The sequence below is a fragment of the Nocardiopsis sp. NPDC050513 genome (assembly GCF_044457925.1).
Taxonomy (GTDB): domain Bacteria; phylum Actinomycetota; class Actinomycetes; order Streptosporangiales; family Streptosporangiaceae; genus Nocardiopsis.
The window spans coordinates 111,411-127,176 of the sequence record NZ_JBITHK010000006.1 but is presented as its reverse complement, the minus strand read 5'-3'; the positions used below and the strand labels follow the sequence as shown (position 1 = coordinate 127,176).

General features: G+C 74.9%; 12 protein-coding genes. 10 read left to right on the top strand and 2 right to left on the bottom strand.

The window, feature by feature from the left end; translation table 11 throughout:
• Positions 1-45 precede the first annotated feature (45 nt).
• From ACIBFB_RS12850 to ACIBFB_RS12835, 4 genes are all read left to right on the top strand, one after another.
• Entirely contained in the window at positions 46-630 is a 585-nt protein-coding gene (locus ACIBFB_RS12850; protein WP_397229469.1) for a putative glycolipid-binding domain-containing protein, read from the top strand.
• Between the two features lie 105 nt (positions 631-735).
• Positions 736-1,575: an ammonia-dependent NAD(+) synthetase gene (nadE, locus tag ACIBFB_RS12845; RefSeq protein WP_397229467.1), complete on the top strand. Its 840-nt coding sequence runs from the start codon at positions 736-738 to the stop codon at positions 1,573-1,575.
• A gap of 303 nt (positions 1,576-1,878) precedes the next feature.
• A complete protein-coding gene (locus ACIBFB_RS12840) occupies positions 1,879-3,225 on the top strand; it encodes an acyltransferase family protein (protein WP_397229464.1) in 1,347 nt (448 codons plus the stop codon).
• 81 nt (positions 3,226-3,306) lie between these two features.
• Positions 3,307-4,122 (top strand): alpha/beta fold hydrolase, encoded by an 816-nt coding sequence (locus ACIBFB_RS12835; protein WP_397229462.1) that lies wholly within the window; start codon positions 3,307-3,309, stop codon positions 4,120-4,122.
• A gap of 30 nt (positions 4,123-4,152) precedes the next feature.
• Here ACIBFB_RS12835 and ACIBFB_RS12830 read toward each other — a convergent pair whose 3' ends face one another.
• The gene (locus ACIBFB_RS12830; RefSeq protein WP_397229460.1) at positions 4,153-6,147 is read right to left on the bottom strand and encodes a cation:proton antiporter; all 1,995 of its coding nucleotides are present in this window, start codon (positions 6,145-6,147) and stop codon (positions 4,153-4,155) included.
• Between the two features lie 271 nt (positions 6,148-6,418).
• Between ACIBFB_RS12830 and ACIBFB_RS12825 the strand changes: the two genes are divergently transcribed.
• Entirely contained in the window at positions 6,419-7,699 is a 1,281-nt protein-coding gene (locus ACIBFB_RS12825; protein ID WP_397229458.1) for an AGE family epimerase/isomerase, read from the top strand.
• The gene (locus tag ACIBFB_RS12820; protein WP_397229456.1) at positions 7,696-8,688 is read left to right on the top strand and encodes a carbohydrate kinase; all 993 of its coding nucleotides are present in this window, start codon (positions 7,696-7,698) and stop codon (positions 8,686-8,688) included. Before ACIBFB_RS12825 ends, ACIBFB_RS12820 begins: the two co-directional genes overlap by 4 nt.
• 96 nt (positions 8,689-8,784) lie before the next feature.
• Here the strand turns inward: ACIBFB_RS12820 and ACIBFB_RS12815 are convergent, their stop codons facing one another.
• Positions 8,785-9,957, bottom strand: a complete 1,173-nt coding sequence (locus tag ACIBFB_RS12815; protein ID WP_397229454.1) for a glutamate--cysteine ligase — start codon at positions 9,955-9,957, stop codon at positions 8,785-8,787.
• 383 nt (positions 9,958-10,340) lie between these two features.
• Between ACIBFB_RS12815 and ACIBFB_RS12810 the strand changes: the two genes are divergently transcribed.
• From ACIBFB_RS12810 to ACIBFB_RS12795, 4 genes are all read left to right on the top strand, one after another.
• Positions 10,341-13,184 (top strand): LuxR C-terminal-related transcriptional regulator, encoded by a 2,844-nt coding sequence (locus ACIBFB_RS12810; RefSeq protein WP_397229452.1) that lies wholly within the window; start codon positions 10,341-10,343, stop codon positions 13,182-13,184.
• 127 nt (positions 13,185-13,311) lie between these two features.
• On the top strand, positions 13,312-14,184 hold the full coding sequence (locus tag ACIBFB_RS12805) for an ABC transporter ATP-binding protein (protein WP_397229450.1): 873 nt from the start codon (positions 13,312-13,314) through the stop codon (positions 14,182-14,184).
• Positions 14,181-14,900 (top strand): ABC transporter ATP-binding protein, encoded by a 720-nt coding sequence (locus tag ACIBFB_RS12800; protein WP_397229448.1) that lies wholly within the window; start codon positions 14,181-14,183, stop codon positions 14,898-14,900. Before ACIBFB_RS12805 ends, ACIBFB_RS12800 begins: the two co-directional genes overlap by 4 nt.
• 10 nt (positions 14,901-14,910) lie before the next feature.
• Positions 14,911-15,762, top strand: a complete 852-nt coding sequence (locus ACIBFB_RS12795) for a branched-chain amino acid ABC transporter permease (RefSeq protein ID WP_397229446.1) — start codon at positions 14,911-14,913, stop codon at positions 15,760-15,762.
• The last annotated feature ends 4 nt before the right edge of the window (positions 15,763-15,766 follow it).

Sequence of the window (15,766 nt, the reverse complement as noted above, 5' to 3'; positions counted from 1 at the left end):
GTCCCGCTCTGGCGTACCAACCGTACGGAACGGTAGAACGGTGACATGTCGTCACTGACACAACACCCCGCCGCGTGGTCCCGGACCGACGTCCCCGAGGGCCTCGGCCTCGGCACCCTCCTTCCCGAGCCCGACGGGTACCGGTTGGAGGCCGGAGAGGTCGTCGTGGAGGGCGACGAGCGGTTCCTCACCCGCTTCACCGTCCGGACCGACCTGGCCTGGACGACACGCGAGGTGCGCGTCGAGGTCGTCTCCGCACGGGGCACGGAGTCGGTCACGCTGACCGCGCACGGCGGCAACTGGACCGACGGCGAGGGCAGACCCAGACCCGAGCTCATGGGCTGCCTGGACGCGGACGTCGCCGCGACCCCCCTCACCAACACCCTCCCGATCCGGCGTCTGGGCCTGAACCCGGGGGAGTACCGCGACATCGCGGTGGCCTGGATCGACATCCCCTGTCTGCGGGTCCGCCGTGTCCGTCAGCGGTACACGCGCCACCCCTCCGAGGGCGGCCTGGAGCGCTACACCTACCGCGACCCGCTGCGCGGCGAGTACCGGCTGTCCGTGGACGCCGACGGCCTGGTCGTGGACTACGAGCGGTTCGCCCGCCGACTCGGCCCCGACAGCTGAGCGGCCCCTCCCCGGCTCGGTCCCCGCCCGCACCCCGGAGTGCACCAGCCACGTCCGACCGGCGATAATCGGCGGGCACACCCACCTCACCCACAGGGGACCGCCGTGACCGAAACCGAGCTGAGCCAGGCCAGACGCGCGATCATTCGCGACCTCGACGTCCCCGAGCACTTCGACGTCCAGGCCGAGATCGAACGACGCGTCGCCTTCCTCTCCGAGCGCCTGACCACGACGGGCGCGGTCGCGCTGGTGCTGGGCATCAGCGGCGGCGTCGACTCGCTCACCACCGGACGCCTCTGCCGCCTCGCCGTGGACCGCGCCCGCGCCGCCGGGCACACCGCCGAGTACGTCGCGATGCGCCTGCCCTACAGGGTGCAGAAGGACGAGGACGACGCCGCCCGCTCGGTCGAGTTCACCGACCCCGACCGCTGCCTCACCGTCGACGTCGGTCCGGCCAGCGACGCGATGGCCGACTCCCTTACCGTCGCCGGGATGGCCTACGCGAGCGTGGCCTCCGAGGACTTCGTGGTCGGCAACGTCAAGGCCCGTCAGCGGATGATCGCCCAGTACGCGGTCGCGGGCGGGCTCGGCGGCCTCGTCGTCGGCACCGACCACGCGGCCGAGGCGGTCACCGGCTTCTTCACCAAGTACGGCGACGGCGGGGTCGACCTCGTCCCGCTGACCGGGCTGACCAAGCGCCGGGTGCGGGCCGTGGCCGCCGCGCTCGGCGCCCCCGACGACCTGGTGAACAAGGTGCCCACCGCCGACCTGGAGACCCTGTCGCCGGGCAAGCCCGACGAGGAGGCGCTCGGCCTCACCTACGAGCGGATCGACGACTTCCTGGAGGGCCTGCCGGTCCCCGGGCACGTCGAGGCGGCCCTGGTCGACCGCTACCGCGCCACCGCGCACAAGCGCGCCCTGCCCACGGCTCCCCCCGCGGTCTGAGCCCGGCTGGTCCGGGTCCGCTTCCCCCGCCCCCGGCTCACCCACCCGCCGAGGTGGTGCCCGCACCACCGTCGGCGGGTGGGTGAGCCGCCGGTCGAAGAGTGGCACCAGAGCCATCGCGGCGGCCCACGCCGTCTTCCTAGGGTCGTACCGACGACGCACCGGCGGGCGCGCGGACGCCTCCGCCCCGGCCGGGGCCCGTCGGACCACGCGTCGTCGCCCCCTGATCCCGGTCGGCACGACACCTCCTCCGCCGCGCGGCGCCCGAACGCTCCCGTGGCGGAGACGACCCGGGAGCGACCGATGACCACGACCCTCCGAACCGGTGCCGGAGGCGGGCCGTCGGTCCTGCCAGCGCCGCGTCCCGCGCCCGGGCACGGCGTCCGACCAGGCGCCGCGAGCGCCCCCGGACCCCGGCCCGGCCGCGACCGTTTCCTCGACGCCCTGCGCCTCCTCGTCATCGTGCTGGTCGTCCTCCAGCACTGGTGGTACCCGGTGCTCACCGGAGGCCCGCAGAGCCTGACCATGGGCAGCGTCCTCGCCGTGCCGGGCGCCTCGGCCATGACATGGGTCTCCCAGGTCATGCCGCTGATCTTCTTCGTCGGCGGCGCGGCCAACCTCATCAGCCGGCGGTCGGCCGCGGCGGGCGGCGTCGCCGCCACGACGTGGGTGGCGCGCCGCCTGCGCAGGCTCGCCTGGCCGGTCGTCCCGCTCGCCGCCGTCTGGATCGTCGCGACCCGCCTGCTGGCCCTGGGCGGGGTTCCGGAGCAGCCGGTGTCGGTGGCGGCCGACGCCGCGGGGATCGTGCTGTGGTTCCTGGCGGTGTACGTCCTGGTGGTCGTGGCGACGCCGGTCCTCCTCCCGGCACAGGACCGGTTCGGCTGGAGGGTGGCGGCGGCGCTGTTCGCCGGGGCCGCCCTCGTCGACGCCGTCCGTTTCGCGACGGGGGTGGACGCGGTCTGCTACGCGAACGTGGTCTTCGTGTGGCTGGGCGTGCACCAGCTCGGCCTGCTCTACGGGGCCGGGGCTCTGCGCCCGCGCCGGGGAGCGGCGCTGGCCGCCGGAGGCGCGGTCGCGGTCGCCGCGCTGATGCTGACCGGCGCGTACTCGCCGAACATGACCGGAGTGTTCGCCATGGAGGCCTCCAACGCCGGTCCCCCGACCCTGGTCCTGGCGGCGCTGGGCGCGGCGCAGGTCGGCGTGGCGGTCCTGCTCCGCCGGAGGATCGCCTCCTGGGCTGACCGCCCCGGGCCCGCGCGGGTGCTGGACGCGGTCTGCCCGACGCTGATGACCGTGTACCTGTGGCACATGGTCCCGGTCAGCCTGGTCGCCGCCGTCCAGGTCTACGGCCTCGGAGTCGACACCCCCGACCCGATGACGGCCCCGTGGCTGGTGTGCGGTCTGGCCGGCACGGCGGCGCTGCTTCCCCTGACCGCCGTGCTCGCGTCCTGGGCGGTGCGGTTCGAGACGCCCCCGGCGCGGCTGCGCGGGGTCGCGGGACCGATGCGTGTCCTGTGCGCGGCCGTGCTGGTCGGCGGCGGGCTGGGCACGCTCGTGGCGGTGGGGCTCGGCGCCGGTCGGGGGCCCGTGCTCGGCCTGCTGGCCGTGGTGGCGGGCCTGCTGCTGACCCGCGGGCCGCGCCGCGCCTGAGGGACGTACGGTGTCCGAACGGTCGGGCGTCACGGGCACGTCGTGTGGCCCGGAGCGGGCCGGAGGAGTAGACCGGTGTCCATGGATCCCACACGCATCGCGTTCGAGCGGCGCGGCTCCGGGCGCCCGTTGGTCCTGCTGCACGGACTGGGGGACCGGCGGCAGTGCTGGCGCGCCGTGACGGCCGGGCTCACCCGGGAGTACCAGGTGGACTGCGTCGACCTGCCCGGATTCGGGGCGTCTCCGGCGCCCGCGCCCGACGAGCCCTACGACGTGCGGGCGCTGACCGACGCGCTCCAGGAGTTCTGCGAGCTGCACGGTCTGGTGCGACCCCACCTCGCGGGCAACTCCCTGGGCGGCTCGGTCGCCCTGGAACTGGGCGTGCGCGGCGCGGCCGGTTCGGTGACCGTGTTCTCCCCCGTCGGGTTCTCCGACGCCCTCGCCCGCCTCGGGATCCGCGCGGTCGTGGCCGCCGCCCGCCTGGGAGCCAGGGCGCCGGGCCCCCTCAAGGAGCGGATCGCGGACAGCGCGCCCGCACGCGCGCTCGCCCGTGCCGTACTGCGGGGGAACCCCGCCGCGGCGGAGTCGAGGCCGGTGCGGTTCGGCGTCGACGCCCTGGAGCCGGGGTCCTCCTTCGTGCGGATGATGCCGAGCGTCGCGGAGTACGCGTTCGCGCCGCGGCCCCTGGACTGCCCGGTCACCATCGCCTGGGGCGACCGGGACCGGACACTGCTCCCGTCGAGCGCCGCGTCCGCCCGTCGGCTCGTGCCGCACGCGCGCATGGTGTCGTTGATCGGCAGCGGGCACATCCCCATGGCCGACGACCCGCGCACGGTCGCCGAGCACATCCGGTGGACGTGCCGCACGGCCGACCGGGTGGGGGCGGCCCCGGCCTGACCGGACCGGGGCCGGGTCTCCCGGCGCGGATCAGGACGCCCCGGCGGGCGTCTCGGCGCTGTGGACCAGCTGTTCGTCCAGGACGCACCAGGCCCAGCCGTCGCCCGGTTCGGCGGAGAACAGCACGGGGTGGCCGAACCTGTCCGCGTGCCCGCTGGCGTGGCGGCCGGGCGAGTCGTCGCAGCACCCCACGAAGCCGCACTGGGCGCAGATCCGCAGATGGACCCAGTCGCGCCGCCCCTTGCGCAGACACTCGGTGCAGCCGGGGCTCTTGGGCAGGACGGGCGGAAGCTCCTCCATGTGCGCGCAGGCGGCGTCAGGGTCGGCGACGAACCGGGTGACCACGGTCGGGTCGGGGTGGCCCCGGTGGGTGTGGTCGATGCCGAGGAGGTCGAGGACGGTTCCGCCCAGCGGTTCGGTCACCGCACGGTGGGTGTCCACGATCCTGTCGACGGACGCGTCGTACAGTCCCACGACGTCCGTGGTGTCGGTCGGACGCACCACGATCGGCACCCCCGGCGCGAGCCCGTTGAGGACGTGCGCGATGTGCGTGGCCTCCTCGGACTCGTTCTCGGCGATGACGATGAGCTTCACGCGGTCCATGCCGACCTCGTGCAGCACGCTCGCCTTGGTGGCCTCCCCGCGGACGACGGTGTGGCCGAGGTTCTCCGCGTCGGCCGCCAGGTCGGGGCTCAGGGTGGTCACGGTCGACGGGACGCCGTTGACGCTCAGGTAGTGGCCCAGGTTCCGGGCGACCGGCCCCCACCCGGCCATCAGGACGCGGTCGCGCGTGTCGTCGGCCGCCGCCGCCGTCGCACCCGCGGCCGGGGCGGCGGCGCCCTCCGGCAGGCGGCGGGCGATCACCTCGCCGAGCGCTCCCAGCGCGGGCGTGGCGGTCATGAGGACGACGGTGACGGCGACCAGGAGCTGGCCGCCCTCGGCGCCCATGCCGACCGGGGTCAGGCCGTACTCGGCTCCGGCCTGTTGGAGGACGAAGGAGAACTCTCCGATCTGCGCGAGCAGGAACGCCGACGCGACCGCCGTTCGGGCGCCCACGCGCAGCGCCGAGACCGCCGCGAAGGCCGTCGCCACCTTGACCGCCACGACCGCCGCGGCCGCGAGCAGGACCATCCACCACAGCTCGGCCAGGACGGAGACGTCGAGCAGCATGCCGATGGAGACGAAGAAGACGGCGCTGAAGACCATCTGGAGCGGCATGATCTCGCTCAGGGCGTGGGCGCTGTGCCGCGACTCGCTCAGCACCATGCCCGCGAGGAAGGCGCCCAGGGCGTCGCTGACCCCCGCCAGGGAGGTCAGGTAGGCCACGCCGAGGGCGATGGCCACGACCGACAGCAGGAAGACCTCCGGCGAGCACAGGCGGGCGATGCGCTCCAGCAGCGGCGGCATGACCTTGCGCGCGACCACGATCACGGCGGTCAGCACGAGCGCGGCGGTGCCGAGGGCCCGGACGATGCCCCAGGCGCCGCCCGCCTCCCCGCCGAGGATCGGGATGAGCAGGACCATGACGACGATGGCGAGGTCCTGGAGGATGAGGGTGCCGACGGACGCCTGGCCGACGGGGCGCTGGGTGACGCCCTTGGCGGCGATGACCTTCAGGACGATCGCCGTGGAGGACAGCGCGACCAGGAAGCCGGTGAAGACCCCGATCCGCCAGTCCAGGCCGAACAGGACGCAGAGCCCGGCCACGACCGCCGTCGTCAGCAGCACCTGGAGGGTGCCGCCGCCCAGGACGAACCGTTTGATCCGCGCGAGCCGTTCGACGGAGAACTCCACGCCGATGGTGAAGAGCAGCAGCATGACGCCGATGTCGGCCGCCGCCTCCACCTGGGTCTCGTCCGCGACGACCCCGAGTTGGTGGGGGCCGATGAGCACGCCCGCGAGGAGGAAGCCCACGATCGGGACGACCCTGAGACGGACGAAGAGCGCTCCGATCAGGCCCGCCGCCACGAGCAGGGCGACGATCGGGCCGAGGTAGACGGGGGTCTCCCCCGCAGCGAGCATCATCAGGCGCCTCCTTCGCGGTTCCCGGATTCCCGTGCCGGGCGGTCGCCGGACGCGGCGCGACGGGGTCGCGGTCCGGCGGTGTCACCTCGGAGGTTATCGACGTGGCAGGCCGCGGTCACCCGTGGCCTCGCCGGTCCCGTCGCACACGGGCGGCGTCCGCGCCGTGCCGAGGGGAGGACCGGGTCGTCCACAGGCCGTGGATCGTCCTTCCCGCGCACGGAGCGGCGGGGCTATCGTGAACCGCGTACCGACACGCCGAGGAGGCAGTGGATTGACGGCTTCGCAACGATCCGGTCCGGGACACCCCGACTGGCTGCGCGCGGAGGAGCGGCGGCTGCTCGCGTTCGCCGGACGCTCGGCGGTGGCCGACGGCTTCGGCTGGCTGGACGCCCGTGGCCGGGTGGAGGAGGACCGGCCGACCGCGACCTGGATCACCGCGCGCATGACGCATGTGTTCGCCCTGGCGCACCTGCGCGGTGAGGGGGGCGCCGACCGTCTGGCCGACCACGGGATCGCCGCCCTCGCGGGGCCCCTGCGGGACGCCGCGCGGGGCGGGTGGTACGAGGAGGCTCCGGACCGCGGAGGTCAACGGGAGCGCTCCCAGGAGGCCGACGGGCAGCGCAGGTCCGCCTACACGCACGCCTTCGTGGTCCTCGCCGCGTCGAGCGCGGCCCTCGCCGACCGGCCCGGCGCCCGCGACCTGCTGGACGAGGCGCTGCGCGTGGTCGACGCCCGCTTCTGGGAGGAGCCGGCGCGAGCGGTGCGGGAGAGCTGGGACGGTGCGTGGACCGACGCGGAGGACTACCGGGGCGCGAACAGCAACATGCACTGCGTGGAGGCGTTCCTGGCCGCGGCCGACGCCACCGGCGACCGTCGCTGGACCCTCAGGGCGCTCGCCATCGCCGAGCGGCTCGTGCACGGCGTGGCCGCCGACCACGACTGGCGGCTGCCCGAGCACTTCACCTCCGCCTGGCGCGCCCTGCCCGACCACAACCGGGACCGGCCTGACGACCCCTTCCGGCCCTTCGGCAGCACCACCGGCCACCTCCTGGAATGGGCGCGGCTGCTGGTCCACCTGGAGCCGGCCCTGAAGGACGCGGGGGAGGACGTGCCCGACTGGCTGCGCCCGGACGCCGCACGCCTCTTCGACCACGCGGTCCGGCGGGGGTGGGCGGCGGACGGCGCGGACGGCTTCGTCTACACGCTGGACTGGGCGGACGCGCCCGTCGTGCGGGAGCGCATGCACTGGGTGGTCGCCGAGGCCACGATGGCCGCGTGGGCGCTCGGCGCGCTGACCGGCGACGACGGCTACGCCCGCCACTACGACCGCTGGTGGGACTACGCCGACCGCCACCACCTCGACCGCGAGCACGGGAGCTGGCACCACGAACTGGACCCCGCCAGCCGCCCGTCGGGCACGGTGTGGCCGGGCAAGCCCGACGTCTACCACGCCTACCAGGCGACCGTCCTGCCCCAGATCGGCCTGGCGGGCTCGCTCGCGGCGGCCGCCGCGGGGAACCGCGCCGCGCGCCCGACCGGAGGGACGCCGTGAACGCCCCGAGCCCGCGGCTGGTCGTGGTCGGGGAGAACGTCATGGACCTGCTGCCCACGCCGCACGGGACCGACGTCCTGCGCGCCGTGCCCGGAGGCGGGCCGGCGAACACCGCGGTGGCCGCCGCCCGACTGGGCACGCCCACCAGGCTGTTCGCGCGGATCGGGGCCGACGGTTTCGGTGACCGCATCCGGGAACGCCTGCTCGGGGAGGGGCTGGACCCGGCGGGACTGGTGGCCGCAGACGAACCGTCCGCGCTGGCCGTCGCGACGGTCGGCCCGGACGGTTCCGCGCGCTACGACTTCCGGATGGACGACGCGGCCGACTGGCGGTGGCGTCCCGGCGAGCTGCCCGAAGCGTTGGAGCCGGAGGTCAGGGCGGTGCACGCCGCGTCGTTGGCCCTGTTCCGGGAACCGGGCGCCGCGCGGATCGAGGCGATGCTGCGGCGCGAGCACGGGCGCGACGAGGTCACCGTCTCGCTCGACCCGAACATCCGGCCCGGCGTCATCGGCGACCCGGACGAGGCCCGGGCCCTGGCGCTGCGGCACGCGGCGCAGGCGCACGTGGTCAAGGCCAGCGACGAGGACCTCGCCTTCCTCTACCCCGACCTGCCTCCGCTGCGGGCGGCCCGTGCGATCGCCGCGCTCGGCCCGGCGCTGGTCGTGGTGACCCTGGGGCCGGAGGGCGCCGTCGCCCTGTCCCACACGGGGGAGGTCGCGGTCCGCGCGCCGAGGGTTCGGGTGGCGGACACGGTCGGGGCGGGGGACGCCTTCATGGGCGCCCTCCTGCACTGGCTGGACCGCGCCGGTCGGCTGGGCGCGGGGCCGCGCGCCCGCCTGGCCGAGCTCGGCCAGGACGCTCTGCGGGAGCTGTTGGCCTTCGCGACCGCGGCCGCCGCGTGCACGGTGACCCGGGAGGGGGCCGACTCGCCGACGGCCGAGGAGCTCGCGGCCGTCCTGAGGGGGGTGGACGCCACCGCACAGGGATGAGGGCCCCTCCCGGGGCCGCCCGTGGACACCGTGCCCGCCCGTGGCGGCGGTACCCCTCGCGGCGGTCACAGGACCATGGCGCGGGTCACCTCCGAGCTACGGCAGGCCTTCCCTGGTCTGGGCCGCCAGGTGGTCCACGACGTCCGTGATGCGTCCTCGTCGGTCCAGGAACGCCCGCTGGCGGGACGCCCCGGACCCGGCGGCGCGTACCCGGTCGAGCAGCCCGACCACCAGCGCGGCGTCGCCGTTCGTCTCCAGTCCCGGCAGCGCCGCCCCGAGGATCCGGTCGAGCGCCAGTGCGCCCGGCAGCGGTTCCCCGGTCAGCGGGTCGGGGACGCGGCCCTCCAGTCCGTCGCGGGCGGCCCGCCAGATGGCCGCGCGCAGCGCGGGGGCGTCGATCTCCGGAGCGGGCACCCCGTGCCGCACGTCGGAGAGCGCCCGGGTGACCAGTCCTCGCGTGAGCGCCGCGAACAGCAGTGCCTCGTCGGCCGTGGCCGCGACGTCGCCCACCCGGATCTCCAGGGTCGGCAGGTGGTCGGAGAGGCGGATGTCCCAGTAGACCATGTGCCGGTCCAGGATCGCCCCGCTCCCGGCGAGCGCTCCGACGGCGCGTTCGTGCTCGGCTAAGGAGCGGAACAGCGGCGGCGGCCCGGCCGACGGCAGCCGGTTCCACGTGATGGTGCGCCAGCTGGCGTACCCGGTGTCCCGCCCCTCCTGGAAGGGCGAGTTGGCCGACAGCGCGACCAGGAACGGCAGCCATCGGCGCAGGTGACCGGCGACCTCGACGGCGGTCTCCCGGTCGGGGATGCCGACGTGGACGTGGCAGCCGCACACCACGTGGGCCTCGCGCAGCGCGCCGAAGTGGGTGGCGATGTCCGCGTAGCGCGTCCCGTCGCTGACCCTGGCCGAGGCCGGGTCGCCCAGGACCGGGGTGCCCGAGGCGACGACGGCCAGCCCGGCCCCCGCGGCGGCCCGTACCAGTTCGAGCCGTGCGGAGCGCAGGAAGCGCGCGGCGTCCTCGGATGTGCCGCACACCGGGCTGTTGGTCTCCACCTGGGCGCGGGTGAACTCGGCGCACAGGTGTCCGCCCAGATGGCGGGCGTTGGACAGCACCTCGGGCGCGCGCGAGAGGATGCGGCGGCTGCGGGGATCGACGATGAAGAACTCCTCCTCGACACCGAACGTGGGCGGGTCCGCCCGGTTCTCGACCCGGGTGCCGAGCGGTGTGCGGTCCCGCGTGCCGCGCGCGGCCGGGAAGCGGTTCTCCATGGACGTCGGTCCCTTCTGGTGTCCCGTCCCCCGACCCCGGGGGCGTCTCGCACTGGATATCCCGTGAAGGTCGCCTGCGACAGTGTCCTTGGGAGGACAAAAAGGTATCCGAGGGCCGTTATGCCCGAATTGTCGGTATCGCGGATCAGGATTGCGGGGGCATTACGGCTTGATAACCGCATGATGGCCGCCGGGGTGGCCGGTGTGAGGCCGTCGACACGTGGAAGGGTGACGCGCGCCACTCTCGATGGCCGCTGGATCCCCAGGTGGACACCCTCTTCACGCTTCGGACGCCCCCTCGCGCACGCCCCCCTCCCGGCCGTCCGGACGTGTCTCGCATCCGTTGCGTGCGACTCCGTCCAGGTATCGGTGGATCGACCAGTATGCCCGCCCGCACCTGCCGTAACGGGGTCTCCGTGTGCGAAGGTCAGCGTGTGGCTGGCAGGAACACGGGCCCCCAGGACCAGCGCCTCCGGGGCCGGGACGCAGAGCGACGGATCCTCGCGGACGTACTCGACGGCGCGCGGTCCGGCGGCGGCTCCGCTGTCCTCCTCTCGGGAGGGCCGGGCCGCGGCAGGACCGCGCTCCTCGACGGTGTACGCGGGACCGCAGGTGACCTCACCGTCCTCCACGCGGCCGGGGTTCCCTCCGAGACCGGCATCCCCCTCGCCGGACTCCACCGGCTCCTGCGCCCCGTCGAGTCCGAGACCGACCGCCTCCCCGACCACCGCCGCGACCTCCTCCGCGCCGCCCTCACCCGCGGCGCCCTCGCCGACGCCGACCGCTTCGCCCTCTACACGGCCGTCCTCGACCTCCTCCGCCTCGCCTCAGAACGGCGGCCGGTCCTGCTCTGCGCCGACGACGCCGACCACCTCGACGCGCCCTCCCTGGAGGCCCTGGCCTTCGTCGCCCGCCGCCTGTCCGACCTTCCCGTCGCGGCCGTGTTCACCGCGCGCGACGACCACGGCACGACGCGGGGCGCCGAGCCCGCGGCCGGCCCCCTGGTCCCGGGCGTCACCGAACTCGTCCTGCCGCCCCTGACCGAGCGCGCGATCCACGACATCCTCACCGACCGCGCCCCCGTCACCCCCGCGTCGGCCGTGCGCGCCGCCCTCGTCCGATCCGCGCACGGCAACCCCGCGGTGGTCCTCAGCCACCTCCACGCCCTCTCCGAGGACCAGATCCGCGGCGAGGCGCCCCTGCCCGACCCCCTGCGGCTGCCCGAGCGGCTGCGCTCGGCCCTGCTCACCGCCTACCACGCGCTTCCCGCGCCCGTCCGCCACCTCCTCCTCGTCGCGGCGCTCGCCACCGACCCCGGCGTGACCGTGCTGACCGGGGCCGGCGGCGACCCCGCCCTGACCGTGGGGGACCTCGAACCCGCCGAGGAACTCGGCCTGGTCCGTGTGGACGGCGGAATCGTCGTCTTCCCCGACCCGCTCCTCCGCGAGGCGATCGCCCAGGACGCCCCCGCCGGACGCCTGCGCGCGGTCCACGCGGCCCTCGCCGGGGCCGTGGACCCCGAGCACGCTCCGGCCGAGTTCGCCCGCCACACCGCCGCCGGCGCCAGCGCCCCCGACGCCGCTCTCGCCGACGCCGTCGAGGCCGCGGCGCGCCGGGCCCGCCGACTGGAGGGACCGCACGCCGCCTCCCTCGCCCACGAGCACGCCGCCGACCTCTCCCCGGACCCCGACGTCCGCGCCTGCCGACTGGCCACCGCCGCCTACCAGGCCTACGCGTGCGGCGGCACCGAACGGGCGGCGCGCCTGCTCGACCGGGCCCGTCCGCTCGCCGTCTCCGACCGGCGCCGCGCGGTCATCGGCCTCGTCGAGGCGCAGCTGTCCATGCGCGGCGGCAACGCCATCGAGGTCGCCGAGCGCCTGTACGCCGTCGGCCGGGAACTCGTCGCGCACGACCGCGCCCTGGCCCTGCGCGCCCTGGTGCGCTCAGCCGACTCCGCCTCCCTGGCGGGCGACCCGGTCCGCCACAGGAGGGCCGCCGAACTGGCCGTTCCGCTGGTGCGCGCGGAGGACTCCGTGTCGATGCGACTGGTCGCCGCCTTCCTCGAAGGGTGCTCCCTGTCCTTCCGCGGCGACTACACGACCTCGACCCCGCTCCTGCGCGAGGCCATGCGGCTGTCCGAGGGCCTGGACAAGCCCTCCGAGCTGATCTGGGCCAGCGTCGGCGGGCTCCGTCTGGGCGACGCTCCGTTCGTGCGCGCGGTCACCGCGCGCGCCGTGGCGGCGGGCACCGCGCAAGGGGAGTACGCGACCCTTCCGGCGGCGCTCGGCTTCCAGGTCTTCTCCGAGTTCTGGAGCGGGCGTTTTCCCTCCGCGGCGGGGCACGCGCTCAGCGGGCTCAAGTCGGCGCGCGAGTACGGCCAGCCCGTCTGGGCGACCCAGCACCTGGCCTCGCTGGCGATGACCGCCGCCATCCAGGGCGACGTGGAGACCTGCCGCATCCGGGCGCGCGCGGTCACCTCGCAGGCGGGCGAGCTGAGCCTGGGGCTGCCCGCCGCCCTGGCGGCCTGGGCGCTGGCCGTTCTGGAGCTGTCCCGGGGCAACGCGGCGGAGGCGTTCTTCCGGCTGCGCGCCCTGGTGCACGCCGGTCCCGGGCACGGACACCCCACGATGCGTCTGCTCACCGCGCCGCATTTCGTGGAGGCGGCCATCAGGATGGGCGAGACCGAGTGGGCGCACACGTCGCTGGCCGGGTACGAGCGCTGGGCGGAGGCGGTCGGGAGCCCGGCCGCGCGGGCCCTCGCGGCACGCGGCCGCGGCCTGCTGGCGACGGGCGACGACGCCGCCGACCACTTCGAGAACGCGCTGGCCCTGCACCGGGACTGCGGTGACGACGACGTCGAGCAGGCCCGGACCCACCTGCTCTTCGGGGCCTTCCTGCGCCGGGCCCGCCTACCCGGCCGGGCACGCGAGCACCTGTACGACGCGCTGGAGTCCTTCGAGCGCTTCGGCGCGCGGCTCTGGGTCCGCCAGACGCGGGCCGAGCTGCGGGCGATCGGGACCGCCGAACGCGACCCCGACCCGCCCGCCACCGGCGACCTGACCGCCCAACAGCAGCAGATCGCCCGCCTGGTCGCCGACGGCGCGACCAACCGCGAGGTCGCCGCGCACATGTTCATCAGCCCGCGCACGGTCGAACACCATCTGCGCGGCATCTTCCGCAAGCTCAACATCAGGTCCCGCGTGGACCTGGCCCGTTTGCTCAACTGACGCGGGGCGGGCCGGACACGGCCGCTCCCGATCCCCGGGGACCCGAACACGACGGCGTGGTCGGGTCAGCTAGCCGTACCAACCAGTCGGTACGGCGTATCGGTCGCCAACCGTGAGAGAGGCAGCCATGACCACGACCGCAGACGACCACCTCCTGAGCGCGGAGGGGGTGACCGTACGCTTCGGCGGACTGACGGCCCTGGACGGGGTCGGGCTCCGTGTCGCGCCCGGGACCGTCGCCGGGCTGATCGGGCCCAACGGGGCCGGGAAGACGACGCTGTTCAACGTCCTCTCCGGTGTGCTGCGCCCCGACTCCGGAACGCTCGCCTGGAAGGGGAAGCCCCCGCCCGGACGCGGTCCCCACCGCCTGGCCCGCGCCGGGATCGCACGCACCTTCCAGGGCCTCAACCTCTTCCCGACCATGACGGTCCTGGAGAACGTGGTCGCGGGCGCCGACCGTCTCGCCCGGGGAGGTCCGCTGTCCCTGGTCACCGGGCTGGGGCGGCACCACGGGGACGAGCGCGAACTCCGGGCCCGCGCCCTGGCCGCGCTCGACCGGTTCGGGGTCGCCGACCACGCCCACCGGCTGCCCGGCACCCTGCCCTACGGCGTCCAGAAACACGTCGCCCTCGCCCGTGCCTGCGTCGCCGAACCCGAACTCCTCCTGCTCGACGAACCCGCCAGCGGGCTGTCCGCCCGGGAGATGGATGCGCTCGCCGACCGGATCCGCGACCTTCGCCAGAGCATGGCGGTCGTGCTCGTCGAGCACCACATGGACCTGGTCATGGCGGTGTGCGACCACATCGTGGTGCTCGACTTCGGCCGGGTCATCTCCACGGGCACCCCCGACCAGGTGCGGTCCGACCCCGCCGTCACCCGCGCCTACCTGGGTGAACCCGCCACGGAGTCCACACGCGCTCCCCACGCCGCTCCCGCGGGATCCGCCGACGCCTCCCGCACCGACCCCGCCGACCGCACCGACGACGGAGCCGCCCGATGACCACCGACCCCCTCCTGCGCGTGGTGGACCTCCACGCCCACCACGGAGCCGTCCGGGCCCTCGACGGAGTCTCCCTGGACGTTCCCGCCCGAGGCGTGTGCGCGGTCCTCGGCGCCAACGGCGCGGGCAAGACCACCCTGCTGCGCACCCTCAGCGGTCTGCACGCGGCCAGCTCAGGCCAGGTCCTGCTCGACGGGGAGGACCTGACCCGGATGCCCGCCGAGCGCGTCATCACCCGCGGCCTCGCGCACGTGCCCGAGGGCGGCGGCGTGATCGTCGAGCTGACCGTCGAGGAGAACCTGCGGCTGGGGGCGCTCTGGCGCTCCTCCCGCCGAGACAAGGCCGCGATGGACGAGGTCATGGACCTGTTCCCGCCCCTCGCCGAGCGCCGGGACCGGTCCGCGAGCACCCTGTCCGGCGGTGAACGCCAGATGCTCGCCATCGGCCGGGCGCTCATGGCCAGACCCCGCGTCCTGCTCCTCGACGAACCCTCCCTCGGACTGGCGCCCCTGGTCACCGAGCGGATCCTCACCCTCCTGCGCGACCTGCGCGACGGCACGGGGCTCACCGTCGTCATCGTCGAGCAGAACGCCGCCGCCGCCCTGGCGGTCACCGACCACGCCTTCGTCCTGGGCCGGGGACGCGTGGCCGTCGAGGGCGCCTCCGCCGACCTGCTCGCCGACGACCGCACGCGCCACGCCTACCTCGGTTTCTGAGGAGACCTCCATGACCCACTTCGTCAACCTGACCCTCAACGGGCTGGCGTCCGGGGCCGTCTACGCGGCACTCGCGCTGTCCCTCGTCATCATCTACCAGGCCACCCGGTTGGTGAACTTCGCCCAACCCGCGCTCGCCCTGGTCTCGGTGTACACCGCCTACACCGTCACCCGGCTCACCGGCTCCTACTGGCTCGGCTTCGCCGCGGCCCTCGCCGCCGGTCTGCTCGCGGGGGCGCTGGTGGAACGGGTGGTCATCCGGCCGATCGCCCGGACCTCGGAGCTCAACGCCGTCATCGTCACCCTCGGACTCCTCCTGGTCGTCCAGGGCGGCGTCGGGATGGTGTGGGGCAACGAGCAGCACGCCCTGGGCTACGCGTTCAGCTACGTCGGACGCCTCTCCGCCGCCGACGCCTTCGCGCTGGCCTCGGTCGCGGGCGTGGCGGTACTCCTGTTCGCCCTGTACCGGCTCACCCCGCTCGGTCTGCGCATGCGCGCCGCCGCGTTCCACCCCGAGGCCGCCCGGCTCAGCGGCGTCCGGGTCGGTCTGATGCTGACCGCCGGCTGGGCCGTGGCCTCCTTCATCGGCGCCCTCGCGGGGATGCTCGCCGGTCCGCCGTTCATCTCCCCCAACGCCTTCGACGCCGCGTTCGTGTTCGGCATCACCGCCGCCGTGGTCGGCGGGCTCGACAGTCCGTTCGGCGCCCTCCTCGGCGGGATGCTCATCGGCCTGGCCATGTCCTACGTGTCCGGTTACGCCGGACCCGAGGTGGCGACCCTCGCCGCCCTCGCCGTCGTCGTCGCCGTCCTGAGCGTGCGACCCGGCGGCATCCTGTCCCGTCCGACCGCGCGAAAGGTGTAGCCGC